The following is a 25,006-nucleotide window of genomic DNA, read 5'->3' on the forward strand; positions in this document are numbered from 1 at the left end:
CAATGGCATCGACTCCTTTATCTGCCCCTTTTTTGTCATTAATCACGGCCCGGTTATTACTATAGGTTAAAACCGCCCATTTCTCAAATTCTTTGCGGGTACGATCATCGGGTTTAGTGGCTAATGCTTTGGCTGATTCTATATCTTTGGGAATACCATTCAGTTCAATTTTATCTAAAACATTTTTACCAAAGGAGTCCTCTAGTCGCTTTAACATTAAGCTAATACTCTGATAGGTTATATCAATTCCAATCCAGTTTCTCTCTAATCTCTCTGCTACAGCGATAGTCGTTCCACACCCACAATAGGCATCTAAAATTACATCTCCTTTATTACTACTTGCTTTGATTATTCTTTCTAACAATGCCTCTGGTTTTTGTGTGGGATAACCCAATCTTTCAGATGCTTGTGAGTTAATTGGAGGAATATCATTCCATAAATTTGTCAGTGGTACTCCAGGCATTTCTTCTAAATACTGCTTTAATCTAGGAGTACCATTTCTTGTGTAATATAATTTATTTTGTTCTTCGTATTTCTGCATTGTTTCTATAGGGCATCTCCACAGCTTTTTAATTCCCTTCCAATCATAGTTATAACCACCACCTGACAGTCCCCCAGCAGTCAAATCTCTATCTAAAAATCTTCCTTTGCCATCTTGATGCTTATAATATTTTTTCAGATATTCTTCTGAATATGGCTTAAATTGTTGATTAAACATCAAAATTCGCTTGGAATATAAAAAAATAACATCAGTGGTATTAGCAAAAGTCTTGGAATCTGAATGAGCAGATGTTCTTTCCCAAGTAATTTCAGCAATATAATCACCCCCCTGAGAGCAAAAAACAGTATCTAAAACTATTTTTAAATAATGACTAGCAGTAGGATCGCAGTGGAGATAAAAGCTACCGGTAGATTTTAAAACTCGATGGATTTCCACAATCCTCAGAGTCATACTCACCAGATAAGCGAGAAGACTGCCTTTACCTAAAACTTTGGTTAAACCGTCAATTAAATCGATAGTCTGACTGGTAAATTTACCCTGATAGTTGCTTTGAATTTCTTCTAAAGCTTCGTTAGCGTGATTATCCCATGTCCAGGTATCTACAAACGCTTGTGCTTGTGCTTGATCTTCCTTGCCTAAGTTGTTATAAATTTGGTTGTAATTACGTTTAGAATTAAAGGGTGGATCAATATAACAAAGATCGATCGATTCATCTTTGATATATTTCCGCAGCACTTCTAGGTTATCACCGTAGTATAGTTTATTGACCATAGAGATTGGGGGGATTGACTGCATTCTCAATTGTATTATTATTCCCCCTTAAAGAGGACGAATGCAATCGCTCCCGACAATAATATTATTGTACCAATAGTAGAAGCGCATCGTGGTCAGTGAGTTGCTCGAACTGCCTGCGCTCAAAATTTAATTTTCCTAAGTCTATCTAGCCTGAAAATGAGGGGGTCGCAGGCAGGCACGGATTCCCATTCTATAAATAAGTATATGTCAAGTCGTGGGATTTTGTCAAGGGGAATTATAAATCCGTTGAGTAACGCACAGAAAACGGGTTTCTCCGAGAAACCCGTTTTCTACTCATGCACTCATGCAAAAAGAAGCGCACCGTGGTCTGTGAGTTGCTCGAACTGCCTGCGCTCAAAATTTAATTTTCCTAAGTCTATCTAGCCTGAAAATGAGGGGGTCGCAGGCAGGCACGGATTCCCATTATATAAATAAGTATATGTCAAGTGCTGGGATTTTGTCAAGAGGAATTATCGTCACCGTCAAATTAATTTCGCCGCTAAAATCAAAGGTTCTTTCCAATCAACTAAAACTAAGCTAAGACGCATTTTAACTGCCTATCCTTAGATTAGCTGAATTTCCCCCCCCAACCCCCCCGACATCGGGGGGGTTGGGGGGGTGTTGCCTCTTGCCTGTTGCCTCTTGCCTCATCTCAACAAGCAATTTAAATACGCGGGCAGCTTATTGTGTTTGGTGATGGCATCCCTAACCGTAGTATGATTGAACAATGCGAAGACTCACAATAACTCGACCCGACGACTGGCACCTTCATCTCCGCGATGGTGCGGCAATGAAAGCGGTTCTCCCCCATACGGTGCGTCAGTTTGCCCGTGCCATTATCATGCCGAATTTAAAGCCCCCAGTGCGCTCGGTGGCTGATGCTGCCTCCTATCGCGATCGCATTCTGGCAGCAGTTCCAGAGGGTCAAAAGTTCGAGCCACTGATGACCCTCTATCTCACCGATAATACCCGTCCCGAAGAAATCGTGGCAGCGAAAGCCTCCCAGTTTGTCAAAGCGGTGAAATACTACCCGGCCGGTGCAACAACTAATTCCGACTTGGGGGTGACGGACCTTCGTCGGTGCGATGGCGTTTTGGCAGCGATGGAGCAGGTAGATATGCCGCTACTACTGCACGGAGAAGTTACCGATGGTGATATTGATGTGTTCGATCGAGAGAAAGTGTTCATTGAGAAGCACTTAATCCCACTGATAACAAGATTTCCGAAACTGCGTGTCGTCTTTGAACACATTACCACTGCCGATGCGGTCAAGTTTGTTCTATCTGCTAACAACAATGTCGCCGCCACAATTACGCCCCAACATTTATTATTTAGCCGAAACATTCTCTTTACCGGTGGCATTCGTCCTCATTTTTATTGCCTGCCGATTTTGAAACGAGAGGATCATCGTTTGGCACTTTTGCAAGCGGCCACATCGGGCAATGCCAAGTTTTTTCTAGGGACCGATAGCGCGCCCCATTCTCGCTACAGCAAAGAAAGTTCCTGTGGCTGCGCGGGTTGTTATTCGGCTCTGCACGCCCTAGAGTTGTACGCAGAAGCCTTTGAGAGTGTTGATGCGATCGAGCAACTGGAAGGGTTCGCCAGCTGCCACGGGCCGGATTTTTATCAACTCCCCCGGAATACCGAACAAATCACATTAACCAAAACCCCTTGGCGCATTCCCGATGAATTGCCATTTCCCGAATCCGGACTGGTTCCGTTACGAGCGGGTGAAGAGATAACCTGGCAGTTGGGGGAATAAAAACCGCCAGTTTTTATAGTTGCGGTCAAGAATTCACGATTAGTTAGGGCTTGCTCAATAAACTATACGAGGAGGTCTTTGGGTGTAATTAGCTGGTAACGCTCGAAGGGTTGATGAATCCAAGTATTATCGGGGTAATATTCCACATAATAGTCAGGTTTGATTATTGATGCTGCTTTGTACCAGATCACCGCAGTTTTGATATTGGTAATCCCGTATTTTTCCTGTAACAAAATCGAGGTTTTTTGGAGAGTGATGCCCGAATCGACCAAATCATCCACTAATAACAAGGGACTGTCCAATTTGGTCTCGATCATGGCTAAATTCGAGGAAATAGTTAATTCTCCCTGAATTTGCTGATTTTGCCCCCCGTAGGAAGCGGCGTAGAGAATGGCTAGAGGTTGACGAAAAAGACGACAGAGAATGTCACCGACGCGCAATCCTCCCTTGGCTAAACAGACAATCTGATGAAATTGCCAACCAGAACGATCGATTTTTACCGCTAATTTTTCGATCAGACGATGGTATTCATCCCAAGAAACATAGACATCGGCCATATTTTCGATTCTCGATTCCGAATTTTTATTTTTCGGCGGGTCGATCACTACTCCAAGCCCACCAAACTCGATCGCATTGACAATGATAGAATTCCTGCCATTTACGACGGGAATCTTCTCCTAAAACGGGGGCGCGGCGATTGATCCAAACGGCCTGAGCTTCTTTAGCCTTTGCCCCGCAGTAAGGACAACAAAAATTGTAGGCGTGAACGGCCTTCTCTGTCCAGTCAGGGGGAAAGGGACTAAAAGCATCCATAATGTCTCAGATAAGGGGGTTAACAGTCAAAAAGGGGCTAGCGGTGTGTTTACGGTATAGGGCTGAATTTCTGCTTCGATAACTTTTACAGCTTGCAGTGAGCTTGTCGAATCTGCCTTTCTCCCCAAGATGAAGTGTAACCTAATTTGGCATCGTCAATCGACGGCCAACTGGCCAAAACCAGAATAGCCATCGGTTGTAACGGGTGTTAAGTAGCTACTGTTCTGGCGTTGCCTAAAACCAGAGACTTCCTACCTGACCAGGAAGATAACTGTTATAGTTGAGGTCAAACCACCTTGACAGGGCTGGAGTGTGAATTTAATTTTGTCCAACTACTTATGAGTAAATCTCAGGAAAAAAACCGGATTGCCTACCAGGAATGGGGAGATCAAAGTAATTCTCAAGCTTTTGAACGTTCCATTCCTGAATTACCCCCGAATCAGCAGAATTTACGAGTACAAACCTCCCGCTCTGGTCGGGCGGGAAAGACCGTTACCATAGTTACAGGTTTTCAATGTCAAACCGAAACTCTGACTAAATTATTAAAACAGTTAAAAACCGCTTGCGGAACGGGTGGTACAGTTAAAGAAAATACCATTGAGATCCAAGGAGATCATCGCCAAAAAATCCTACAAATTCTCATTGAATCGGGTTACAAAGCCAAAATTAGCGGAGGATAGTTAAAAATCATGATTCCTTCTTGGTTGCTTATCGGTGTCGTCGGATTTTTGGTCGCGTTAGCTGGGGGATTACTCAATTCTCGCGATGTACGTTGGTTTGCACGCTTGCGTCGTCCCGATTGGTTAACCTTTGAAAGATTAATCCCTCTTATCTGGACAATTATCTATATTTGTGGGGCAATTTCTGCTTATTTAGTCTGGGAAGCTCAACCGGCTAATAAGTGGTTTTTGATGGCTTTTTATCTGTTGGTGGAATTGACTATTACTGCCTATACTCCTGTCACCTGTAAACTACGCAGTCTCAAAGCGGGAACGATTATCGGTGGTACGGGTTTTTTCTTGGGTTGTCTTCTGGCGCTATTGGTTTTCCCTGTTTCTTCTTGGGCAGGCATCCTACTTTTACCCTACCTGATCTGGAGTCCGATCGGTACCTATGTGACTTGGGAAATGATCCATCTCAATCCTCGGGATGTCTAGATAAGTACCTAAGCAAAATTAATTACACAAATCTAACCCCCCCTTGCCTCTTGCCTCTTGCCTCTTGCCTTTCTTCACTAGGAAATTTATTTTGCACGACTACTTAGGTAAAGTGGGATGGGTTAAAAATTAAGTTTGTTACTTATAGGGAGCATCTCTTAGCTTAAAACCCCACACCAGACACCCTGCCCCCACCGAAAAACTTTTTCAGCACACCCTATATATTTTATCGTTCACAACCGACAACAGAAGCGGTGTAGGTATTACCGATGTGCTGAATACCATTGACAAAAAGATTGACTAGAAAAGGTTGATCATTTGCCCGGACTGTGGCAGTAATTGTTAAGGGTTTATCGGGTTCGATTCGTACTCCATTAGTATTAAAAAATTCCTCGTTAGTTTGATCGCTATACTTGAGAAACAGCCGGATATCAAAGGAGGCAGCCCGGGGGACAGAAACCGTAACGATAAACCTCTGAAAACTTCTACCCCCTGGAACTGCCCAATCGGTATTCCAATTATTACGAGTTATCGTGACACCGAAAGGCCCCGGAACAGTGGGTTGTGAGACGGTTTTGGTAATTTCACTACCTTCACCCCCTAATAAAGAAAGTGGCCGACAATTTTGCGCCGCTGCGGGTAGATGTGAGCTTAATAATACCGCCGATAGACTCAATAAGCCAGTGATAGAGGTTAATTTCATCATTGATTTTGTCTCCAATTAATAGATAGAACCTATCTAAAAATTATAGATGATCATGACGGTAAAAAAACGGCGATTTAGCTTAATTGAGGTCAATTACCGCAAAAATGCCGATCATCAAGCTGAATTTTCAAAAAAGGGGTTAAAATTGATTCATAATTTCCATATAAATATGTTCTAACTGTATTGTCTGACGGGCGAGAGAATCAATATTAATGCCATCGAATGCCCGAATAATCTCGCTTAATTCTAGATGTTCATCTAACCAAAAAGCTAAATCTTTACCGTAAAATTTGGGAGTAAATCCTAATTGTTTACCTCGATTTATGGCCGCTTCTTGATCCCGGGTATCCATGATAATAATTTCTTTCGCAGGAATGTGCTGACGCAGCTGATTTAAATTACCTTCGGCAATAATACGACCTTGTTTTAAAATCCCGATACGTTGACAGAGACGCTGTGCTTCATCGAGGAGATGGGTAGTTAATAAAATTGTCATTCCCTGGCGCCGTAATTCTCCGATTAAATCCCAAATTTCATAGCGAGATTCGATGTCTAAACCGGTAGTTGGTTCATCGAGAATTAATAATTTTGGCTGATGAACAATAGCCACGGCAATATTCATCCGGCGCTGCATTCCACCGCTTAAAGTTTCCACCGGACTACGGGCGCGATCAAGCAAATTTACTGCCGATAAACTGGCTTTAATCCGATGACGACGCTGGAGGCGATCAAGTCCATAAATCTGAGCAAAAAAGTTGAGATTTTCCTCACAAGTAAGGGATTTGTACAATAAATTTTCTTGCGGGGCAACCCCAATTAATTCTTTAGTAACTCTGGAAATTGGCAAATAATTAAAGGTAATTTCTCCCGATGAGGGTTTTAATAAATTACAAATTAAGTTAATAGTGGTGGTTTTTCCCGCACCATTGGGACCGAGTAAACCGTAAATTTCTCCCGTTTCAATATGAAAGTTTAATTGATCTAATACTAAGCGTCTTCCGTAATTTTTTTTGACATTATTAATAGTCAGCATTTTTAATAAAGTAACAAGGATAGTCAGGAGTCAGGAGACAGGGGACAGGATTAGGGAGTGGAAGATATGGGAAGACAAATTAATGAATACTCTTGCCTTTTCTAACTGATAACTGATAACTGATAACTGATAACTGATAACTGATAACTGATTTACAGTCGCCGTTCAAGGTTCAACATTTGTCGATAGGTAAGCCAACCACCTGCTACCATAGCTAGAGCAAAAAGACAGAGAAAGCGAAAATGAGAGCTAATATCTTGCAGATTTTCGCCCTTTGCCCAAACAGCAATTAAAGCTTCATTCATGTGGTAGATCGGGTTATATTTAGCCAGAGATAGAATATTGTCTGGGAATAAAGCAGTCGGAAGAAAAACGCCGCCTAAAATTAATAAAGGAACCCCAAAAGTTCCCACCAAAGCATTAACATCTTCTGTTCTTTTCGCCAGTTGAGTACCGAGGATAAATCCTAAACCCACATAGGCGGTGATACTAAGAAAAATAATTAATAATTCTAGAGGAATTGAGCCTTTAAAAGTGGCTCCATACTGTTTAGCAATAGAATAAACTAAAACTGTCTGACAGGCGGCAATCGCACAATGGGCGAGAAAAATGCCGATAAAATAGGAAACACCGCTTAAAGGCGATAAAAATAACCGTTTAATCGTTTGTTGTTCCCTTTCTGCCACTACCGTCGCCACGGTTCCCCCCAAACAACTAAAGAAAAGTGCCGCCCCGACGAGGGTGGGAGGAGTAGCCAGAGCCATCGCCTCGGCAAGCTCAATTTTGCCTTTTTCTGCCATAATATAGCCATTTAAGAGCAGGACAAGGATCGGGAAAATGCCCCAGAGGATTAAGCTACGCCCGCGCCGGATTAATTCTACTAAAATTCGTTGAGCGATCGCTAAAATTTCCTGCCAATATTTCATAGAATGTTAGTGTAATTGTTTCTCCCTGTAGAGAAATAAGTTTTTCTACTTTCGACTTAGGCTTATTGTAAGTGTTCCAGAGCTTGATCGGCGCGCAATCTTACCACTATTTCCGCTTCCGTCTCCCGAATCTGTCCTAAAAGTTCCCGAATCGCCCCGCGAAATGCCGCCGCCGCAGTTCCTAACCCCTCCAATCCGACAATCGCCGCATATCTAACCACCCACTCTGGATCCCCTTGCGAAAGTTTCTCCAGTGCCGCAAAAACAGCCTTCTGAGCCTCAGAAACCCGACTTTCCTCCAAATCAGACCAAATTATATTTCCTAAGCCTCTAGCCGCCCCTCGCCGCACGCTAAAGGAAAAATCACTCACCGCCGCATCAAGTAATAAGTCCAATCCTCGCACATCGCCAATTCCTGCTAGGGCGCGGGTTGCCCAAGCTCTCGCCCCATAATTATAACCGTCTAGGTTGGCCAGTAAATAGGGAACCGCCGCTTTGCCGATGGCGATTAAACCGTCCACGGCTGCCACGGAGGCACCGGGGTTATTATATCTCAGGACATCGGTAAGGGTGGGTATTGCCGCTTCACTTTTGGCGGCGGCTAAGTTTTCCACGGCGGTTAGTAACTCATTAGCTGAGTCGGCTTTTTCGACGGCGATAATTAAAGTCTCAACGGTGGGAAGCATTGGTTATCAGTAGAAGGGATGAGGGGTTAGGGGTTGGGGTGTGGGGAAGTGGGGAAGTGGGGAAGTGGGGAAGTGGGGTGTGGGGTGTGGGGTGTGGGGTGTGGGGTGTGGGGAGAATAAATAAAATAATCTCCTGTCTCCTGACGACCGGCTCCTGACTGCTAACTCCTATCTCCTAACCCCACCAACAAACTTTTAAAGATAATTTTATCGCCAAACTTTTTTCTGTAAAATCTGACTAATTTCTTGGGGAAAAGGACAATCATCTGGAAGGTTAAAGGATTGATAATCGGGGTTATCTCGCAAGCTTTTTAAAGCCGTGGCATAGCAATCTAAAAATACTTGATCCCAGTAGGGTTTTAAACTAGGAGAATCCCTCAAAAGTTCCTCTAGTTCCCGTTGACTGCGCCTAATAGTTTCTTGCCAACCTCGATAATCCTCAACGTAATCAGTATAGCAAAGTTTGAGGCATTGTTCTAAGATGGTGGTTAACCGGTTGCGGAGTTCACGTTTTTGACTTCTGCCCAAACTTTCTATCTCCTCGATCAAGTTTTCCCAGTCAACTTTATCAAAGTTTTTTTGTTTTAACAGACTGATTGTCTCGTTCAGCCAGCCAGCATAATCAGTTTGAATTAGCATAAAAACCTCTGGATTGCATCGGTTTTAATTTAGATACAAAATAACCAATGATTAATTACAATAAACTATCCATTAAAGTGAGAATTTCCGAGATATTTTCGCCCCTAGAATTGTTTTTTAGATATTTTTCTAAAAGTTCCTTGAGAGCAACCAGTTTCAGACTATTTTCCGCCAAAGTATTAGCGATCGCAGGAGCAGCCGGCAGATAACCCGTAGCGCCTAAATCCATTAAAGCAGAACGACGCAGCTGTAATTCTTCCCCTTGCAAGGCATTAATCAGAATATCGCCATAGTGGGGGTTAGCCGTGAGTTGATAGAGGGCGCGGGCAGCCGCATAACGCACTTTTTCGACGAAATGCTTTAAAAACGGTTCAATGAGGGGAATCGCTTCCGTCGCTTGCAGGGTTCCCAAGGCTTCGATAATCGCTTCGTAGGGTTGGACTAAATGGGGTTTTCCCGCCACCAAAACGGCCACTTCGATGCCACCCTCTAATAGTTTCTTTAAAGGTGCGATCGCTCTTCGATCCTGAAGCATTTCCAATGCCTGGGCCGCCGATTCACGCACATAATAATCCTCGCAGTCGAGACAGGCAATTAATGCGGGAAGACAACTGAGATCATCTAATTTCCCTAAAGCACTGGCAGCATTGCGTCGCAGGGGATAACCGCCGTCGGGAGTGCGATCGCTTTCGTCCTCTAAAGCGGCAATTAACGCCGAAATCGCCTCCGGTTGACGAACACGAAATCTACCCAACCACCAAGCGGCATAATAACGCGCTCCTAGGTCTTCTCTTTGCTGGATATTAGCGATCGCTTGTTCAACAGTATAGGCCGGATTATCGACGGGAGGAGAGTAAGAATCGCTCATAGACAAGTGAAAATGGGTGTGGGGTGTGGGGTGTAGGGTGTGGGGTGTGGGGTGTGGGGTGTGGGGTGTAGGGTGTGGGGAAGTGGGGAAGTGGGGATAATAAATAAAAGCTGCCGACCGCCGACCGCCTCCTGATAACCGACTCAGTTTTTCATAGTTGCTGCGCCATTGCCAATACCAGAATAAATTAAACCCCGTTGAGCATCGAGACTAATGATCACCCCTTCGCGGATAATTTTCGTGGCATCTTTAACCCCGACAATCACAGGAATACCCAATTTTAAACCGATAGTAGCGGCGTGATTATTCATCGCAGTATCTTCGGTGATAATTCCGCCAGCTTTCCGCATCATATCCACATATTCGGCGCTGGTGGTGGGAACGACTAAAATCTCCCCATGACTAAAACTACCCACTTCCCGGGCATTATGGGCCACTCGCGCCCGGCCACTAGCCACACCCTGGCCGATCCCCGTACCCTTGCCCAAAAGGGATTTTACCACTTCCACTTTAATTAAATCCGTGGAACCGGCCACCCCTTGCAAAGTTCCCGCCGTCATCACCACTAAATCACCATCTGCGAGGAGGTTATTTTCCTGGGCAAGATTCATCGCCACTTGAAAAGTTTGGCTGGTGGAGGGTAAATCGAGTAATAACATCGGTTTTACGCCCCAAACTAGCTGTAACTGCTGTGCCACTTCCCGATGGGGAGTAACGGCTAAAATCGGGGTTTTGGGGCGAAATCTGGAGACGTTACGGGCAGTAGAGCCGGTTTTGGTCAGGGTAATAATTGCCGCTGCCCCCAATTGTTCGGCAATTTGACTGACTGCCGAGGAAATAGCGTTAGGAATCGATTGTTTATTGTTAGAGCGAGCGGCACTATTGATCTGTTCCCGTTCGATCCTTTCGGCAATGCGGGCCATGGTTGCCACCGCTTCGATGGGATAATGACCCACAGCCGTTTCATTGGAAAGCATGACCGCATCAGTGCCATCTAAAATCGCATTAGCTACGTCAGAAACCTCGGCGCGGGTGGGACGAGGATTACTGGCCATACTGTCAAGCATTTGAGTGGCGGTGATAATCGGGATGCCTAGCTGATTAGCGGTATTAATCAGGCGTTTTTGCAGGATTGGCACGTCTTCGGCTGGTAATTCTACTCCTAAATCTCCCCTAGCCACCATAACACCATCACAGAGGGATAAAATTGCCTCCATTTCCTCGATCGCTTCGTGTTTTTCAATTTTAGCGATCACGGGGATAGATTTACCCGCACTGGCGATTAATTCTTTAATTTCGAGGATATCTTGGGGATTACGCACAAAACTAAGGGCGATCCAATCCACATCCCACAGCAGTCCGAACATTAAATCTTTTTTGTCCTTATCGGTTAAAGCTTTCACCGACAGATAGACGTTGGGAAAATTCACCCCTTTATTACTGGATAAGACACCCCCAACCACCACGCGACAGGACAGGTCTCCTTTCAGGCGATCCACTGATTCCACCCGCATTTCGACTTTACCATCATCAAGCAGAATTCTCGAACCTTCTGGGACTTCTTGGGCTAGAGAGGGATAGCTAATGGAACTTATTTCCTGATTACATTCCACATCCCTAGAAGTAAGGGTAAAGGGTTCCCCCGGTTTCAGGGTAATCGACCCACAGGCAAATTTACCTAAACGAATTTTTGGCCCCTGTAGATCCTGAAGGATGCCAATCGGTTGATTGAGTTCAAAGGCTAACTGACGGATCAGGTTAATGCTGTGACGATGGTAATCGTGATCGCCATGGGAAAAGTTTAATCTAAATGTCGTCGCCCCCGCCTTGATCATCTGACGTAATGTTTCCTTATTTTGCGAGGCTGGGCCAATCGTGGCCACAATTTTAGTGCGACGGGGGAAAGACAGAGAGTGCATAGATAAGCAACTAAATAGGCGAAGTAAATATAGCGGCGTTTGGTACGCTTCGCTCATCTTCTCATAAATGGTTATACCCAGTGATAAAGTTAAAAGTAAAAAAACGGTGAGAGCTACAAATCCCACCGTTCTTATTTATCGAGTCCGTCAACCTAGCTTAGAAACGGAAAGTTGTCCGGAGAACACCAACAAAAATGGTGTCGTTATTACGGTTGTTAGCATTGAAGATCGCATAAGCACCGGGGGTAATCAGAATATTTTTGGTGACCGGGAACTTATACTGAGCTTCCACCATGTAGGAAGTGCCATCTTCCTTGTCGGAACGGGGTACTTGACCCCCTCCGAAAGAAAGGGCTGCACCTTCGGCAAAGAGATCGAGGACAGAAAGATTAAGGTTCCAAGACCAGATACCAGTGTTATTGTCTCCGATCGCATTGTTAACACCAGTGGCCGAGGCATCAGCGTAACCACCCCATGCCGCTACATTTAAGAGTCCTGGTATAACTTGGGCGCTCGCTTGAAGACCGAAACGGTTAGCTACAGTGCCGACGTTACCGAAGGGACGTTCCGTGAGAGGGCTGCTGACGTTACCGAATAACCCGGAACTCATACTAGCCGCAGTTTGATAACTGCGAACGTAAACGAAGTTAATATCGGCAAATTTAATAAAGGAGAAACCTACTTGCGCGCCAGCACTGTAGGAACCATTAAATAAACCGCTACCCTCATTAGGATTGCTGGCTCCATTAGTCCCACCCTCGGCTAGGTAGGTTCCTGTGACTTGGAAAACATCCCCGATATTAAATCTGACCGCCGCACCAACACCAGAAGGAGCACGGAAGACGATGTTATTGTAGCGTTGACCGCGAGATAAAGCACCTGTACCGCTATCGGCGAGGAAGGGGTTAGCAGTGATGAAAACATCATCAAGGTTCAGGGCGTTAGCACCAACCCAAACGGTGATGTTACCGAAGGGAGTACCGATGGGAGCGCGGTAGAACAAGTCATCTATGGTGACATCATTGTCACGACCGTCATCGTATGCTAGACGGGTCATGTTGGTTCTCGTCGGACCGTTTTGGTTGAAAGTGGTGTTAAAGTTACCTGCTTGTAAACGGGTTCTTAACATATCTTTACCGGTGAAGCTGGTTTCAAAGTTGAGTCGTACCCGGTTATTAAATACAGCTTGGGTCTCATCTTGATTGCTGCCATCAGTAACTGTACCGTTGGTATTGGTAACGGAAGCCTGACCACCCCAGCTATCGGCGATACTGAAGATGACCTCACCTCTGAGTTTGGTTGTGGTAGAAAATTGATTATTTTCCAAGAAAGCAACGCGCTGTTCCAGGTTGTCCACTCTAGCCCCTAAAGCCGCTAGTTCGGTCTCAAATTCTTGAACAAGACGTTTTAATTTATCGATATCTTCTCTGAGTACCCCAACACCATCTTGAATTAAACGTTCCATGACGTTTAAACAGGCGTTTAAACCTGCGGCAAATTCCCAACGAGTGGTGGCGCGATCACCGCGGAAGGTACGGTCGGGATAACCAACGATACAACCGTAACGTTCCACAAGACTTCTTAATGCCTCGTAGGCCCAAGCGGTGGGAGATACGTCCCGCAGTTGGTTAACGCTAGTCACCTGGGACATGGAACCCTGATAAACACCCGTATTAATCTGCTGACTATTTTGGGCGCGTTGAATGCGATCGAGTTGTTGTTGCGCAGCCGGATCAATTTTAAGTTGAGGTGTACCCGGCATAGTTTGAGCCCCTGCGCTGCCAGCAGCCGCTACGGAAGCACCTAATACTAAAGGAGTTACCTTTACTAAATTCTTGAATAGTTTTGACATGGGTCAATCCTCACACCTTATTTTATGGATTGAATGGACTATTAATACAAACAGACTATATATCTAGCCTGGATCATACTCACATTCTATGCTAATTCCCTCTTGCCTAGGTTAAGTTAATTTTATGATATGACAGAAAAATTTCTGTCTGATCTTACTTAAATAGAACTTACGCACTTTACAAATTCACCATGAGCTGCATCAATGAAAATCCCTCCTTTCAGACTTGCGGCGATTAACTCCAACGATAGCGATCGCTCAAAAGTGATCAAGAAATCACGTTAAAATGCCTGAAACCCCCATATCACACTTGGTCAATCCTGTCAATGGGTTATTTCTAAAGATTTTGTTAAGATATCAGCCGTCAGCCTTGGCTCAGTTATCAGTGATCAGATGTGAGTTGTCAGTTCACTGATTACTGTTTACTGTTCACTGATCACTGATAAAATCTCCCCACTTCCCCAACAATAGTTGTGTGAACTAGGCTCGATCGAGTAAGTTAGAATCGAGGATGATAGATATAGTGCTAGACTTCGGGGTTAGAATATAGCTCGACTCCTTGAGTTAAAAACAGCAGGATTGCTTCTGAAAGCTGACCGCTATGGATAAAGGACTCGATTCTTGAATTTAAGCACCGAGAAGGGAGATAAAGATGGTCAATTTTGGGCTGAATTCGGCCAGTATCTTAGGAATTTTTCTGGCAGTGGCCGGAGCCGGGTTATACTTCCTGCGCTCGGTGCGGCCGGAACTTTCCAGGGATCATGATATATTTTTTGCCGCCGTTGGGTTACTGTGCGGTTTAATTCTACTTTTTCAAGGGTGGCGACTGGATCCGATTTTGCAATTCGGACAATTTTTGCTCACTGGGGCAGCGGTGTTTTTTGCCTTCGAGACGGTAAAATTGCGGGGTTTAACCACGGAACAGGCCCGCCGCGGCACGTCTTTTGTGGATGAACGTCCTGTGAGTCGGGAATATCGGGCCGAATTAGAACCCCTCGACACCTACGAACCTGAGGAACGTTACGAAGATAATCCCCGTTTACGCGGTTACGATGATCCCCGCTCTTCCCGTACTTCTAGTTATCAGGACGAGGAACCCCGCAGCACCCGCACCCGTCGGCCGGCCGATCCTAGCAGTCGCAAAACCAGTAATCGTCGTCCTCGCAATAGTTCCCCCACTAGCGATCGAGATGTTTATGATCAGCGCCGTAGCGGTGATGATTGGGAAGAAACCAGTCCCCGTCCCCGTCGTCGTCCCGCTAGTGAAGAGACGAGCAGTAAACCGCCCCGCACTAGCCAAAAACGTCGTCCTCGCCCAATAATTGCGGACGATCCGCCATTTAAAGGGGAATACGTCGATTATCAACCGATCGATCCTAGGGATGCCGGCGATCGAGAAGATTGGGAGAGACCGGATAATAGTGAACGGGAGTCGAGTAATGATCATCCGACTAGGTTTGATTATTAAGGAGTAGGTCTGATGACCAAAGCTCCCTTTTTCCTGTTTATCTGCTTGTTTTTAGGGGTTATAGGCGGTTGTAATCTCAATAACCCCGGTTTATCTACAGGAACCCTCAATAGTCGCTATAATGACGAAAAACCTGCCCTGAGCGGTGATGGTCGTTGGCTTGCTTTCCTGTCTAATCGTCGCGGTAGTAATCAGATACTGCTTTATGATTTGCAGACAAAACAATACCAGACCCTAGGGGGATTATATACGGGTCAAGAAATTACCGATAGCCCTAGTTTAAGCCAAACGGGGCGTTATCTGGCTTATGTGGTGATTATTGAGGGTCGTCCCTTCATCGCTTTATATGATCGCATCACCGATCGTTCTGAGTTATTGAGTCAAAATTATCGCGGTTGGTTACGAAATCCCCGTCTTAGTCCCGATGGTCGTTATCTTGTCTTTGAGTCCGCTCGTCGGGGACAATGGGATGTGGAGGTTCTCGATCGCGGTCCGAATATCGAGTTAGATCTTCCCGATGGCAGTCCCGTTGAAAGTCCCAAACCGTGAAACGTTATTTTTTTATTAGTCTTGTTGCTGTAATTAGTTTGTTAACTGGATGTGCGGGTTATCCCAGTTTATTATCTTTTCCTTTCGATCGAGGGGGGAGAAGTTTAAATAGTGCTGCTAGTGAATTAACTCCCTATCTTGCCTCTCGCTATCTCGTTTTTGCTTCCGATCGCAATGGTTCCCAAGCTATCTATCTTTTTGATGCCATCGATCGCCGTTTACTGTCTTTACCCGGCCTCAATTCTCTCGATCAGATCGCTTCTAGTCCTTCCATTAGTGAAGATGGTCGTTATATCGTTTTTACTGCCAGTCGTCAGGGAAAAACGGCTATTTATCTGTACGATCGACAAACTCAACAGAGAAGGGAAATTGCTCCCGATCTGCTCGCGGAAGTACGCAATCCGATCATCAGTGCCGATGGTTCTAAAGTGGCTTTTGAAGCGGCAAAAAATGGGCAATGGGATATTATGATTTACGATCTATCTGGACGGGTATTAGTCAATGAAAATCAGTGATCATTAGATCTCTTGTAAAAATCAAAAATTGTTGTTAGGGTTAGGAGTCGGTCGTCAGTAGCCGGTCGTCAGTAGCCGGTCGTCAGTAGCCGGTCGTCAGGAGAATTAAGAATGAATAATAATCAACTGAATGGTCTATTTAAGGATTTTGTGCAATTTAATCCTTATTTTTGCCGTTTTTGAAACCTCAAAAACTATCTTAAACCCATAGCTTTTAGTCGATGTTCTAGAAACTGTTTTCCCTGTTTTTCGCCGTCAGCGATCAGACGCTGAATATTGGCGGGAGAGCGATCAAGTTTACTTTCATAGTTGAGACTATTGGCCAATTCCGCCGACATTTCGATCATCGGGATATGGTAATCCTGATCGGGATCTTCCGGGAAAGATTTAGGAATTTTAAATGGTTCTGTTAAGGCAATCTCCCGCAAGAATTCCTCTTTAAAGGCTCCTTTAAGAAATAATTGATTGATCAACTCAATCTGATCGAGACCTTGAAATAGGGAAACATTGCCTTCTAATTCATTGCGGCGATCAGCAATATCATCGGATTGCACGGGGATCTTATCTCTAGAGGTGGGATTAATTTTAATTACCCAAATTTCATCGGGAATATTTTCGATTCCAACAAATTCACGGCGAATTAAAGAACGGATGGGGGGATTATCAGAAAATAGTCCATCCCAGTAGGCCATAGTTTCAATGGTGACAGCAGGAAAAATGTTAGGAACACAAGCAGAAGCTAGGATATGTTCAATTTTAACTGCTTCCAGGCGCGAGTTAAATTTACTTAACTTTCCTGTCAGGATATTACAGGCCCCAATTAATAAAACTGGGGGTTCTGGTTTAGCTCCCCAAGTGGCTAATTCCGAGAAGTCAATATGCGCTCTTAGTAACTGATCAAAGTTGGTAAAGCGACTGCGTAAACCGTAGGTAGCTATAGAAAATAAGGTTTTAGTAATCGGAGAGGAAGGACTGAGATTATACTGGGGAATTAATCCTTTGCTGGCTAATTCTAGGGTTTTAATGGCTGAGTCATTAAATAGTTGTTCTTGGGGAGTTCGAGCGCTATTATCTTCCCAAAAATCAATCATTCTTTTCCAAACGATGCTATCACCTTTTTTGAGAGCATACCAGGTGAAAAAGGCACAGATAGCACCGCCAGAAGTACCACTGAGACTGACAATATCAAAGTAATCTTGCACTTTATTGTCAAATAATGCTTTTAATGCACCGGCAGTAAAAGCAGTTTGACTGCCGCCTCCCTGACAAGCGATCGCGATTTTGGCTTTCATAAATATCCTTTGAATGGCTTCTATCTAAGCCCTAGGCTTTTAATTTAAGGTTAATTGAAAACCTAGAATCGAACCCAAAAATATAGAAATTTTTCTGATTTTCAGAAGAGCTGCCCGGGATATTTTGCCATCACTTCTAGGAAAGGATAAGTAGGTAGGTATTAAAAACTTTCAGATCCCCCCGCCTATCGGCACCCCCCTTATCAAGGGGGGCAGGGGGGATCGAACCTAAAATCCATTGTTAATTTAATTATAACCAGCTACTTAGGGTTTCAAGGGAATTTTCTAGGTAATTAAGTACCTAAGCAAAATTAATTACACATATCTAACCACCTCTTGCCTCTTGCCTCTTGCCTCTTGCCTATCTTCACTAGGAAATTAATTTTGCACGACTACTTAGCTGGCGAATCGGGAAGCAATTAGCTGAAGCCATCAGTCTTCAGCTAGAACAAGGTGATAATAACTAGAAAAACTGATAACTGATAACTGATAACTGATAACTGATAACTGATAACTGATAGATTAAATCACCGTCCCGTCGGGAATAGTGGCATTTTTGAAAATAACCACGATGCCGCTGCGAACATAGAAACCTAAATCTTCGCGATTAGCTTCTTCCACACGATCTTTGTTAACAATTAAAACATTGGAACCAATGCGAGCATTTTTGTCCACAATTGCCCGACGAATAGTGGAACCGGGACCGATACCCACGGGAACTTTGGCATTTCCGATCAGACTTTCCCGTTCGGGGAAAGACTCATAAAAGTCGGCTCCCATCAGCATTGTATCCTCGATCGAGCAGTCTTTGCCAACTCGACTACGAATACCTAAAATCGAGTGATGGATGCGAGATTCTTTGAGAATACAACCTTCAGAAATCATCGATTCCGTCACCGTACAATTGAGCATTTTTGTGGGTGGCAGATAGCGAGAACGGGTATAGATGGGGGCTTTTTCGTCGTAGAAACTAAAGGCGGGATTGGGTTGTTGGGTCAGGGCGAGATTAGACTCATAAAAGGCCTCAATCGTCCCGATATCTTCCCAGTAACCCTTAAATAAATAAGCCTGAAGATTGTAGTCTTTAGCCGCCGAGGGAATAATTTCCTTGCCGAAATCGGTCTGTTCTTTATTGGCATCGAGCAGATCGATTAAAACATTCTTTTTAAAGACATAAATTCCCATGGAAGCGATGTAGGGACTTTGACGAGCTTGGTCGGGACTTAAGCCTAAAATCGTCGTATCTACCCGCATTCTTTCCAATTCTGCCCCTTTGGGTTTCTCATAAAAATCAACAATTCGCCCCGAATCATTGATTTTCATCACCCCAAAAGCGGAGGCCCGACGTTCATCGATGGGAACCACCGATAAAGTGATATCGGCGTTGGTTTCCCGATGGCGTTCGATGAACTTGCTGTAGTCCATGCGATAGAGATGATCTCCCGAGAGAATCAGATATTCATCGATATCCCAATCCTTCATCGTCCAGATGTATTGTCGTACTGCGTCGGCCGTGCCTTGGAACCATTGAGGATTTTCCATGGTTTGTTGAGCGGCCAAAACTTCCACGAAACCATCACTAAAACCCGTAAAATTGTAGGTACGATTGAGGTGACGATTGAGGGAAGCGGAATTAAATTGCGTCAACACATAGATTTTGTCAATCTGGGAGTTAATACAATTGCTGACGGGAATATCGATTAAGCGATATTTTCCCGCTAGGGGGACGGCAGGTTTTGCCCGCAGTTTCGTTAACGGATAAAGGCGAGTTCCAGCCCCGCCACCTAAGATAATAGCTAATACTTTTTTCACGCGCGTAACCCTCGCGATTGGCTGTTTCCTTCTCAAAGTAAGTGTAGGATGATAGCGCACCTTATTGATAGAGGGGAAACAAAAATCTAGATCTAAAAGTCATCAAGAAGGAATTGATCGGAGTCTTTGGGGATAAATTGGCTAAAATCATGAATTTTTGGGCTAAATCATTAATATTCACCTTTTTTCTCCCTTTACCGTACCTAATGCCCGCCACGGTGACGGGCGATCGCTGTTCTTGGTTAGCCCAAGGTTCCGATGTACAGACTTTCGGTAAACAGGGCCAAAGCGGAAAAGCTGGCAAGGTCGGCGGCCAAGGCAAAAATAGTGACAGTTTAACCCTTTTTCTCGATGGTTCTCCCCTAAAACTCGATATTTCAGGACAAAAAGGGGTCGATGGTGAAAATGGCAGCAATGGCAGCGATGGCAACTGTAGCGGTCAACCGGGCAACGTCACACGAAATCTCCAGGCGGCCGGTGGTGGCAACGGTGGCAATGGGGGTGATGGCGGTGATGGCGGTAATGGCGGCGCTTTAACCCTCTATGCCACTAATTTAGATTTTTTAAGACAAGTAACGGTCAATGCGGCCGGAGGCGCCGGGGGTTTTGGGGGTCAGGGAGGCCAGGGGGGCAAGGGTTGTCGCTGTTCCCAACCTTTTTGGACAATTCAAACCTGCAGCGGTAGGCCGGGTGATGCCAATTATAGCTGTACCACCAGAGAATTTAGCTGTCAGGATGGTCTCGATGGGGCGACGGGTAATAGTGGTCGTAACGGTCGCGGGGGACGTTTAGGACAGTTAACTTTAATTCAAATCGATCGCCCTTTAACTGCCGATCAACCGAGCGCAACTGTTCCCCTTTCGGAGTTAAAAGAACGGGGTTATATTCTATCTAAAAATAGTTGGGAAACTCGCACCGGGGCAATATCTTTATTTGCTCCCGGTTCCCTGATCGATGATCAATATCGGATTTTATTAGATCGATCGGAACGTTCTTTTATTTTAATTTGGAATGCGCCCCAAGAGTTTAACCGGTTTGCTAATCAACGTTTTACTTTAACCCTCGATGATCAAAAGGAAATGAGGGTAACTGTCCCCAGTGAATTGTGGATCGAGGGAACCACTCAAAAACGCAATAATGTTACGGAATTTGTCGTTTATAATGCTGTTTTTGAACGAGATGTCACCCAATTAGAAGCAAAAGGTATTACAGGAAATGGTACTGATTTAAGGCTTTTTCTCGAAGATAAAGCTTCCCAATCGAATTTAATCGGCACTAAATTTAAAGTGCGTTATCGGGTCACTCGTTGGCAAGCAGACGACCTACAAACCAGTCCCAGAACCGATTTTGTTACTCGCTACGAAGGAGATATGCCTGCTAATTTAGTCCGACAGGAGGGCAATCAATTTATTCTGGATATCGGTCAATTACCCTTACCCGTGGAATCTTTGCGATCGGGTACGGGGATAGAAATCGAGTTACTTGCCACTCGTTCTTTTGCTGGTTATTCCAAAGAACAAAAAATCGTCATCCGCGACACGATTAAAGGGGCAAATATGCCACGGAGGTAATTCAAAAAAGTCCCCTTCTCCTTTCTCCGGTGCAGTCTTAACCAGTAATTTAGATAGCCAACTTAAGTAGCTGGTTATAATTAAATTAAAAATAGATTTTAGGTTCGATCCCCCCTTAGTACTAGGGTTGATTCATAGTAGGGTTGATTCATGAATCAACCCTACCCTTAGTCCCCCCTTGATAAGGGTGGTGTCTGATAATTTTTAACGCCTACCTACTTACCAAAAAGCTTTAAAATATGTTGAGAGGAAGACCGGTTCTTCTCTGGGGAAACCCAGAGAATGTCCTGATCAGCGATCGATGGCTACCCTCAAGGAGAAAATCAAGGGAAAGATGGGCAATATTTTAAGTGTGGCGCCGATGATGGATTATACCGATCGCCATTTTCGCTATTTTTTGCGACAAATTAGCCGTCGTCCCCTTCTCTACACGGAAATGATCACGACGATGGCGATTAAACACGGCGATCGCTATAAGTTGCTGGGGTTCTCCCTAGCAGAAAAACCTCTAGCTTTGCAGCTAGGGGGTGATAATCCCTATCTTTTGGCAGAATGCGCTAAAATAGCCGAAGATATGGGTTATGACGAGGTAAATCTCAATGTGGGTTGTCCTAGTTCTCGGGTAAAAGAGGGCAATTTCGGCGCTTGTTTAATGGCTAACCCGGAATTAGTCGCTAGGGGAATATCGGCAATGAATCAAGCTGTATCGATTCCCGTGACTGTAAAACAGAGAATTGGCATTGATCATCAGGATAGTTACGAAAATATGGCGAATTTTGTCCGTATTGTTGCGGATGCGGGTTGTCAACGTTTTACCATCCATGCGCGTAAAGCTTGGTTACAGGGATTAAGTCCCAAGGAAAATCGCACCGTCCCCCCCTTACGTTACGATGATGTTTATTGCCTAAAAAATCAGTTTCCCCATTTGTTTATTGAAATTAACGGCGGTATCATTAATTTAGAACAGGCTAGACAACATTTACAATTAGTAGATGCAGTTATGATCGGTAGGGCAGCCTACGATAATCCCTATTTATTTGCCACAGTCGATCGAGATTTTTATGGGGAATCGGTTACTCCTCCTACCCGGGAAGAAGTAATCAAAAAAATGCTTCCTTACATCGATGAATGGGTGAGTAAAGGTTATAAATTACACCAGATCAGCAAACATCTTTTACAGCTTTTTGCCGGTCAGCCCGGAACTAAGGCCTGGAAGCGTTATATTAGTGAAAATAGCCATTTTCCTGGGGCCGATTCCAGGGTAATCTGGCAAGCTTTACAGCAGGTAAACTCCCTAAATGATCTGGCTAATCTGTCCACTTCCCATTGATTTATTTTCCTCTCTATGATTACCCAATCCTCAATTACTGCCGGGGTAAAAAATTCAGCTATGGCGGATTTTGTTTATCAACCTCCCCCGGCAGCTATCACGGCTAAACGTATTTTAATTAAACCTAATTTAGGTTATCCTGTGCCACCACCCGTAACGGTTAGTCTGCCGGTATTAAGTCAAGTTTTGCGGGGATTGAGAGGGGTAAATACTGGGGCAGAAATTATCTTGGTAGAGGGAGTATGTTCGGCTATTTCTTTGAGAGAAATTATCGATATTTTGGGAGTAAAATCTATTCTCGATCCCGGAATAACTATTCTTGATGCTGATAGTTTACCACAGCAAGAATATCCGAATATTTCCCCTTTTCCTGTCCGTTTTTCCTCGATGTTTGCCCCTAAAATTATCGAAGAAGTGGATTGTCGGATCACGATTGGAACCTTAAAACGCACCCATTTAAAGGATAAACCCCTGATTTCTGCTTCTTTAAAAAATCTCTATGGACTCTTTCCCCGTAGTCATTATAAGGCCCGTAGTCCCAACTCGCGGGGGCAATTACATCGCCCCTCCGTACCGCTAATTTTACAGGATGTTTATTTTTGTATCGGTCATCTTTTTGATGGGGCAGTGGTGGACGCTAATCTCAAATATTTTAGTAGTAATTGGCGACCGGATCGAGGAAAATCTATTCCTCTCGGTCAAGTGTTTTGGGGTGATGATATGATTAGCGTGGATCGCAGTGCTTGTCTGTTAGGTGATGAACCGATGCCGAGTTATTTAGAGGCGATCGATTTGCTTCGTTCTCAACTTTTAAACGGAACCAAAATAGACGAACACTTGTATTAAATAAGATCGGGCTTATTATTTATACTGCCTTCATTTCCATTGATTAATAAGCACCCTTACCAAAAAGAACAATTCGCAGGGTTTCCACTAAGATATCTAGGTCTAAATTCAAAGACCAATTATCGATGTAATACAAATCCAAGCGGGCTGCATCGTTAAAATCATCGATATCCGAGCGCCCAGAAATCTGCCATAGTCCGGTAATTCCGGGTAAAACTTGATGACGGATATGATGCCATTGGGCGAATTTTTCCACATCCCGCAGGGGTAAAGGTCGCGGACCGACTAAACTCATTTGACCTAATAAAACATTAAATAATTGCGGCAATTCATCGAGGCTAGTTTTTCTGAGGAAATGACCACCTTTAATAATGCGCGGATCGTTTTTAATTTTAAATAAAACTCCATCCTGATTTTCGTTAGCGGACTCTAACTGCTCTTGTAGTTGATCAGCATTGACTACCATAGTGCGAAACTTCCACATAAAAAAGGGTTTTCCCTGTAAACCCACCCTCTCCTGTCGGAAAAAGACCGGTCCTGGAGAAGAAAATTTTATTAATAGAGCAATAACAATAAATACAGGTGATAGAAGAATCACACCCAAAAAAGCCCCGATAAAATCGATCATTCTTTTGATCCGATAATCCCATCCTAAAAGTAAAGAGGCCTGGACGCGCAAAGTCGGTAAACCGGCGATGATTTCCGGTTGACCGCGACGATAGAGAATTTCGCGACTGGAGGGGAGAAGACGCAGGGTAATCCTCGATCGCCGCAATTGCCAGTATAATTTTGACGCTAGGTCCGTATTGGGAATATCATCGGCCAATACTTCCACCGCCCCAGAATCGGCGATCGCTTTTAGGGTAATGGGTGAGTTAGCGTCCTTAGCCAAGGCCGCCCCAACCACGGCATAATGATAGCGTTTTTCTAAGATCGAGGCTAATTTATGAATTCTAGCGGCGGGAGCAATAATAAAAACCGCTAATTTGCTATTTTTTGGCTGTATTTGTCGGATAATTAGGGTACTGATCAGACGAAATCCGAAGACGAGAATAACACTAAAAAACCAAGCACTGAAAAAAAGCGATCGAGGTGGATCTAATTTCGGATCGTAAAAATAACCGACAACTAGAGAGCATAGGTAAACAATGCTAATTAATTGACCGGTTTTTAGATAATCTTGGCTTTTTGGAGAAGGACTATACAAGCCATTTTGTGCGAACAAAAATACTATCGCCCCAGCAAAAATCCAGAATAAACTAGGCAATCCCAACCAATTCCACCAGACTAATCCGGAAGGGATGGGGGAGAAAAATTGATTAAAATAACGAGCGCCAAACCAAGCCGCCGCTAGAGCCAAAATATCCCCCAAAATTAGCACCGATAAACCTTGCCATTGGGGGCGAGTGCGACGAAACCAGTGGATTCTCTGGGGTGAGCGAATATCGGATAGCCACTGACGGGGGAAACGGTGCATGGGAGGAGCAAGCGTCACTGAGCTTGTCGAAGTGCGGTGGCGAGGTGGCGTTTGGCATTCTCAAAGATTAACCCATTGTCGGTTAACGCAACTACTCTTTAGGTTGCCCAAAAACCTCCCTCAGTGATCAGTTATGCGTCTATCCAGATGCTGCCGTCTTCGATGCGAAGGGGATAAACGGGTAAAGCTTGGGGTTGAGAAACTGTCGCCATCGCTTTGTTAACCACAGGGGGCCAGGTAATCCAGTCTTTGACAGCACCAGTACAGAGATCAAACGAACTACGATGCCAGGGACAAACGATCGCGCCATCCTCGGTAATTTTGCCTTTCGTCATCGATAATTTGAGATGAGGACAACGGTTGCCGACGGCGTGGAATTGACCGTTATTGTTAATCAAGAGAATGGAACTCTCCCCCACTTTTACCACTTGACGGGCGCCGGGGGCAAGGGAATCTACAGATAATACTTTTGTCCAACTCATATTTTT

At 44.4% G+C, this 25,006-nt stretch carries 25 protein-coding genes; 10 read left to right on the forward strand and 15 right to left on the reverse strand.

Going from position 1 to position 25,006, the window contains the following annotated elements; genetic code table 11:
• A partial coding sequence (locus O9334_RS19445; protein ID WP_288001936.1) for a site-specific DNA-methyltransferase occupies window positions 1-1,273 on the reverse strand: 1,273 nt, incomplete at its 3' end.
• A gap of 751 nt (window positions 1,274-2,024) precedes the next feature.
• Here O9334_RS19445 and pyrC point away from each other — a divergent pair.
• Entirely contained in the window at window positions 2,025-3,059 is a 1,035-nt protein-coding gene (gene pyrC / locus O9334_RS19450; RefSeq protein ID WP_288001939.1) for a dihydroorotase, read from the forward strand.
• 62 nt (window positions 3,060-3,121) lie between these two features.
• On the opposite strand, the gene O9334_RS19455 is transcribed toward pyrC, so the two are convergent.
• Complete coding sequence (locus tag O9334_RS19455) at window positions 3,122-3,616, reverse strand: phosphoribosyltransferase (protein ID WP_190381128.1); 495 nt, start codon at window positions 3,614-3,616, stop codon at window positions 3,122-3,124.
• Between the two features lie 25 nt (window positions 3,617-3,641).
• A complete protein-coding gene (locus O9334_RS19460) occupies window positions 3,642-3,872 on the reverse strand; it encodes a hypothetical protein (protein WP_045360450.1) in 231 nt (76 codons plus the stop codon).
• 338 nt (window positions 3,873-4,210) lie between these two features.
• Between O9334_RS19460 and O9334_RS19465 the strand changes: the two genes are divergently transcribed.
• Window positions 4,211-4,552, forward strand: coding sequence for a translation initiation factor (locus tag O9334_RS19465; RefSeq protein ID WP_045360452.1), 342 nt, complete (start codon window positions 4,211-4,213; stop codon window positions 4,550-4,552).
• Between the two features lie 9 nt (window positions 4,553-4,561).
• Window positions 4,562-5,029, forward strand: a complete 468-nt coding sequence (locus O9334_RS19470; protein ID WP_045360454.1) for a TspO/MBR family protein — start codon at window positions 4,562-4,564, stop codon at window positions 5,027-5,029.
• A gap of 226 nt (window positions 5,030-5,255) precedes the next feature.
• Here O9334_RS19470 and O9334_RS19475 read toward each other — a convergent pair whose 3' ends face one another.
• The 4 genes from O9334_RS19475 to cpcF all read right to left on the reverse strand — a co-directional run bounded on the left by O9334_RS19475 (window position 5,256) and on the right by cpcF (window position 8,380).
• The gene (locus O9334_RS19475) at window positions 5,256-5,735 is read right to left on the reverse strand and encodes a hypothetical protein (RefSeq protein WP_288001944.1); all 480 of its coding nucleotides are present in this window, start codon (window positions 5,733-5,735) and stop codon (window positions 5,256-5,258) included.
• 139 nt (window positions 5,736-5,874) lie between these two features.
• Window positions 5,875-6,768, reverse strand: a complete 894-nt coding sequence (locus tag O9334_RS19480; protein WP_288001946.1) for an ABC transporter ATP-binding protein — start codon at window positions 6,766-6,768, stop codon at window positions 5,875-5,877.
• Between the two features lie 152 nt (window positions 6,769-6,920).
• On the reverse strand, window positions 6,921-7,694 hold the full coding sequence (locus O9334_RS19485; RefSeq protein ID WP_002761938.1) for an ABC transporter permease: 774 nt from the start codon (window positions 7,692-7,694) through the stop codon (window positions 6,921-6,923).
• Window positions 7,695-7,756: 62 nt separating this feature from the next.
• Window positions 7,757-8,380: a C-phycocyanin alpha-cysteine-84 phycocyanobilin lyase subunit CpcF gene (gene cpcF, locus O9334_RS19490; RefSeq protein WP_045360460.1), complete on the reverse strand. Its 624-nt coding sequence runs from the start codon at window positions 8,378-8,380 to the stop codon at window positions 7,757-7,759.
• On the opposite strand from cpcF, the gene O9334_RS19495 reads away from it, so the two are divergent.
• Window positions 8,380-8,538 carry a hypothetical protein gene (locus O9334_RS19495; protein WP_288001951.1) on the forward strand — a complete coding sequence of 53 codons (159 nt, stop codon included), beginning with the start codon at window positions 8,380-8,382 and terminating at the stop codon, window positions 8,536-8,538. The two genes, cpcF and O9334_RS19495, sit on opposite strands and share 1 nt — an antisense overlap.
• 49 nt (window positions 8,539-8,587) lie before the next feature.
• Here O9334_RS19495 and O9334_RS19500 read toward each other — a convergent pair whose 3' ends face one another.
• The 4 genes from O9334_RS19500 to O9334_RS19515 form a co-directional block, all read right to left on the reverse strand.
• Entirely contained in the window at window positions 8,588-9,019 is a 432-nt protein-coding gene (locus O9334_RS19500; RefSeq protein ID WP_288001954.1) for a DUF29 domain-containing protein, read from the reverse strand.
• Window positions 9,020-9,074: 55 nt separating this feature from the next.
• Window positions 9,075-9,887, reverse strand: coding sequence for a C-phycocyanin alpha-cysteine-84 phycocyanobilin lyase subunit CpcE (gene cpcE, locus O9334_RS19505; protein WP_045360466.1), 813 nt, complete (start codon window positions 9,885-9,887; stop codon window positions 9,075-9,077).
• A 143-nt stretch (window positions 9,888-10,030) separates the two neighbouring features.
• Window positions 10,031-11,806 (reverse strand): pyruvate kinase, encoded by a 1,776-nt coding sequence (pyk, locus tag O9334_RS19510; RefSeq protein ID WP_045360468.1) that lies wholly within the window; start codon window positions 11,804-11,806, stop codon window positions 10,031-10,033.
• Between the two features lie 157 nt (window positions 11,807-11,963).
• Window positions 11,964-13,658 carry an iron uptake porin gene (locus tag O9334_RS19515; protein ID WP_045360470.1) on the reverse strand — a complete coding sequence of 565 codons (1,695 nt, stop codon included), beginning with the start codon at window positions 13,656-13,658 and terminating at the stop codon, window positions 11,964-11,966.
• 652 nt (window positions 13,659-14,310) lie between these two features.
• On the opposite strand from O9334_RS19515, the gene O9334_RS19520 reads away from it, so the two are divergent.
• From O9334_RS19520 to O9334_RS19530, 3 genes are read left to right on the forward strand one after another with little or no spacing between them, the layout of a single operon-like run.
• On the forward strand, window positions 14,311-15,126 hold the full coding sequence (locus O9334_RS19520; protein WP_045360472.1) for a Ycf66 family protein: 816 nt from the start codon (window positions 14,311-14,313) through the stop codon (window positions 15,124-15,126).
• A 12-nt stretch (window positions 15,127-15,138) separates the two neighbouring features.
• A complete protein-coding gene (locus O9334_RS19525; protein WP_045360474.1) occupies window positions 15,139-15,675 on the forward strand; it encodes a TolB family protein in 537 nt (178 codons plus the stop codon).
• Window positions 15,672-16,190, forward strand: coding sequence for a TolB family protein (locus O9334_RS19530; protein ID WP_002731904.1), 519 nt, complete (start codon window positions 15,672-15,674; stop codon window positions 16,188-16,190). Before O9334_RS19525 ends, O9334_RS19530 begins: the two co-directional genes overlap by 4 nt.
• Before the next feature lie 194 nt (window positions 16,191-16,384).
• Here the strand turns inward: O9334_RS19530 and O9334_RS19535 are convergent, their stop codons facing one another.
• Window positions 16,385-17,482: a patatin-like phospholipase family protein gene (locus O9334_RS19535; protein WP_288001962.1), complete on the reverse strand. Its 1,098-nt coding sequence runs from the start codon at window positions 17,480-17,482 to the stop codon at window positions 16,385-16,387.
• Between the two features lie 522 nt (window positions 17,483-18,004).
• Window positions 18,005-19,294, reverse strand: a complete 1,290-nt coding sequence (locus O9334_RS19540; RefSeq protein ID WP_045360476.1) for a glucose-1-phosphate adenylyltransferase — start codon at window positions 19,292-19,294, stop codon at window positions 18,005-18,007.
• Between the two features lie 206 nt (window positions 19,295-19,500).
• Here O9334_RS19540 and O9334_RS19545 point away from each other — a divergent pair, with 206 nt between their 5' ends.
• The 3 genes from O9334_RS19545 (at window position 19,501) to O9334_RS19555 (ending at window position 23,041) form a co-directional block, all read left to right on the forward strand.
• Window positions 19,501-20,865 (forward strand): collagen-like protein, encoded by a 1,365-nt coding sequence (locus O9334_RS19545; RefSeq protein ID WP_288001994.1) that lies wholly within the window; start codon window positions 19,501-19,503, stop codon window positions 20,863-20,865.
• A gap of 334 nt (window positions 20,866-21,199) precedes the next feature.
• Window positions 21,200-22,195, forward strand: coding sequence for a tRNA dihydrouridine(20/20a) synthase DusA (gene dusA / locus O9334_RS19550; protein ID WP_045360517.1), 996 nt, complete (start codon window positions 21,200-21,202; stop codon window positions 22,193-22,195).
• A 15-nt stretch (window positions 22,196-22,210) separates the two neighbouring features.
• Complete coding sequence (locus tag O9334_RS19555) at window positions 22,211-23,041, forward strand: DUF362 domain-containing protein (RefSeq protein WP_288001966.1); 831 nt, start codon at window positions 22,211-22,213, stop codon at window positions 23,039-23,041.
• Between the two features lie 43 nt (window positions 23,042-23,084).
• On the opposite strand, the gene O9334_RS19560 is transcribed toward O9334_RS19555, so the two are convergent.
• On the reverse strand, window positions 23,085-24,536 hold the full coding sequence (locus O9334_RS19560; RefSeq protein ID WP_288001969.1) for a sugar transferase: 1,452 nt from the start codon (window positions 24,534-24,536) through the stop codon (window positions 23,085-23,087).
• A gap of 113 nt (window positions 24,537-24,649) precedes the next feature.
• A complete protein-coding gene (locus O9334_RS19565; protein WP_045360481.1) occupies window positions 24,650-25,000 on the reverse strand; it encodes a Rieske (2Fe-2S) protein in 351 nt (116 codons plus the stop codon).
• Between the last annotated feature and the right edge of the window lie 6 nt (window positions 25,001-25,006).

Source organism: Microcystis sp. LE19-8.1F (assembly GCF_027531715.1).
GTDB lineage: Bacteria > Cyanobacteriota > Cyanobacteriia > Cyanobacteriales > Microcystaceae > Microcystis > Microcystis wesenbergii_A.

Excerpts from the sequence above, each read along its gene's own strand:
- O9334_RS19475 (WP_288001944.1), bottom strand. The coding sequence starts at position 5,735 with ATGATGAAATTAACCTCTATCACTGGCTTATTGAGTCTATCGGCGGTA.
- O9334_RS19460 (WP_045360450.1), bottom strand. The coding sequence starts at position 3,872 with ATGGATGCTTTTAGTCCCTTTCCCCCTGACTGGACAGAGAAGGCCGTT.
- O9334_RS19555 (WP_288001966.1), top strand. The coding sequence starts at position 22,211 with ATGATTACCCAATCCTCAATTACTGCCGGGGTAAAAAATTCAGCTATG.
- O9334_RS19515 (WP_045360470.1), bottom strand. The coding sequence starts at position 13,658 with ATGTCAAAACTATTCAAGAATTTAGTAAAGGTAACTCCTTTAGTATTA.
- pyrC (WP_288001939.1), top strand. The coding sequence starts at position 2,025 with ATGCGAAGACTCACAATAACTCGACCCGACGACTGGCACCTTCATCTC.
- O9334_RS19485 (WP_002761938.1), bottom strand. The coding sequence starts at position 7,694 with ATGAAATATTGGCAGGAAATTTTAGCGATCGCTCAACGAATTTTAGTA.
- O9334_RS19535 (WP_288001962.1), bottom strand. The coding sequence starts at position 17,482 with ATGAAAGCCAAAATCGCGATCGCTTGTCAGGGAGGCGGCAGTCAAACT.
- O9334_RS19520 (WP_045360472.1), top strand. The coding sequence starts at position 14,311 with ATGGTCAATTTTGGGCTGAATTCGGCCAGTATCTTAGGAATTTTTCTG.
- O9334_RS19480 (WP_288001946.1), bottom strand. The coding sequence starts at position 6,768 with ATGCTGACTATTAATAATGTCAAAAAAAATTACGGAAGACGCTTAGTA.
- dusA (WP_045360517.1), top strand. The coding sequence starts at position 21,200 with ATGGGCAATATTTTAAGTGTGGCGCCGATGATGGATTATACCGATCGC.
- cpcF (WP_045360460.1), bottom strand. The coding sequence starts at position 8,380 with ATGCTTCCCACCGTTGAGACTTTAATTATCGCCGTCGAAAAAGCCGAC.
- O9334_RS19565 (WP_045360481.1), bottom strand. The coding sequence starts at position 25,000 with ATGAGTTGGACAAAAGTATTATCTGTAGATTCCCTTGCCCCCGGCGCC.
- O9334_RS19500 (WP_288001954.1), bottom strand. The coding sequence starts at position 9,019 with ATGCTAATTCAAACTGATTATGCTGGCTGGCTGAACGAGACAATCAGT.
- O9334_RS19455 (WP_190381128.1), bottom strand. The coding sequence starts at position 3,616 with ATGGCCGATGTCTATGTTTCTTGGGATGAATACCATCGTCTGATCGAA.
- pyk (WP_045360468.1), bottom strand. The coding sequence starts at position 11,806 with ATGCACTCTCTGTCTTTCCCCCGTCGCACTAAAATTGTGGCCACGATT.
- O9334_RS19470 (WP_045360454.1), top strand. The coding sequence starts at position 4,562 with ATGATTCCTTCTTGGTTGCTTATCGGTGTCGTCGGATTTTTGGTCGCG.
- O9334_RS19465 (WP_045360452.1), top strand. The coding sequence starts at position 4,211 with ATGAGTAAATCTCAGGAAAAAAACCGGATTGCCTACCAGGAATGGGGA.
- O9334_RS19545 (WP_288001994.1), top strand. The coding sequence starts at position 19,501 with ATGCCCGCCACGGTGACGGGCGATCGCTGTTCTTGGTTAGCCCAAGGT.
- O9334_RS19525 (WP_045360474.1), top strand. The coding sequence starts at position 15,139 with ATGACCAAAGCTCCCTTTTTCCTGTTTATCTGCTTGTTTTTAGGGGTT.
- cpcE (WP_045360466.1), bottom strand. The coding sequence starts at position 9,887 with ATGAGCGATTCTTACTCTCCTCCCGTCGATAATCCGGCCTATACTGTT.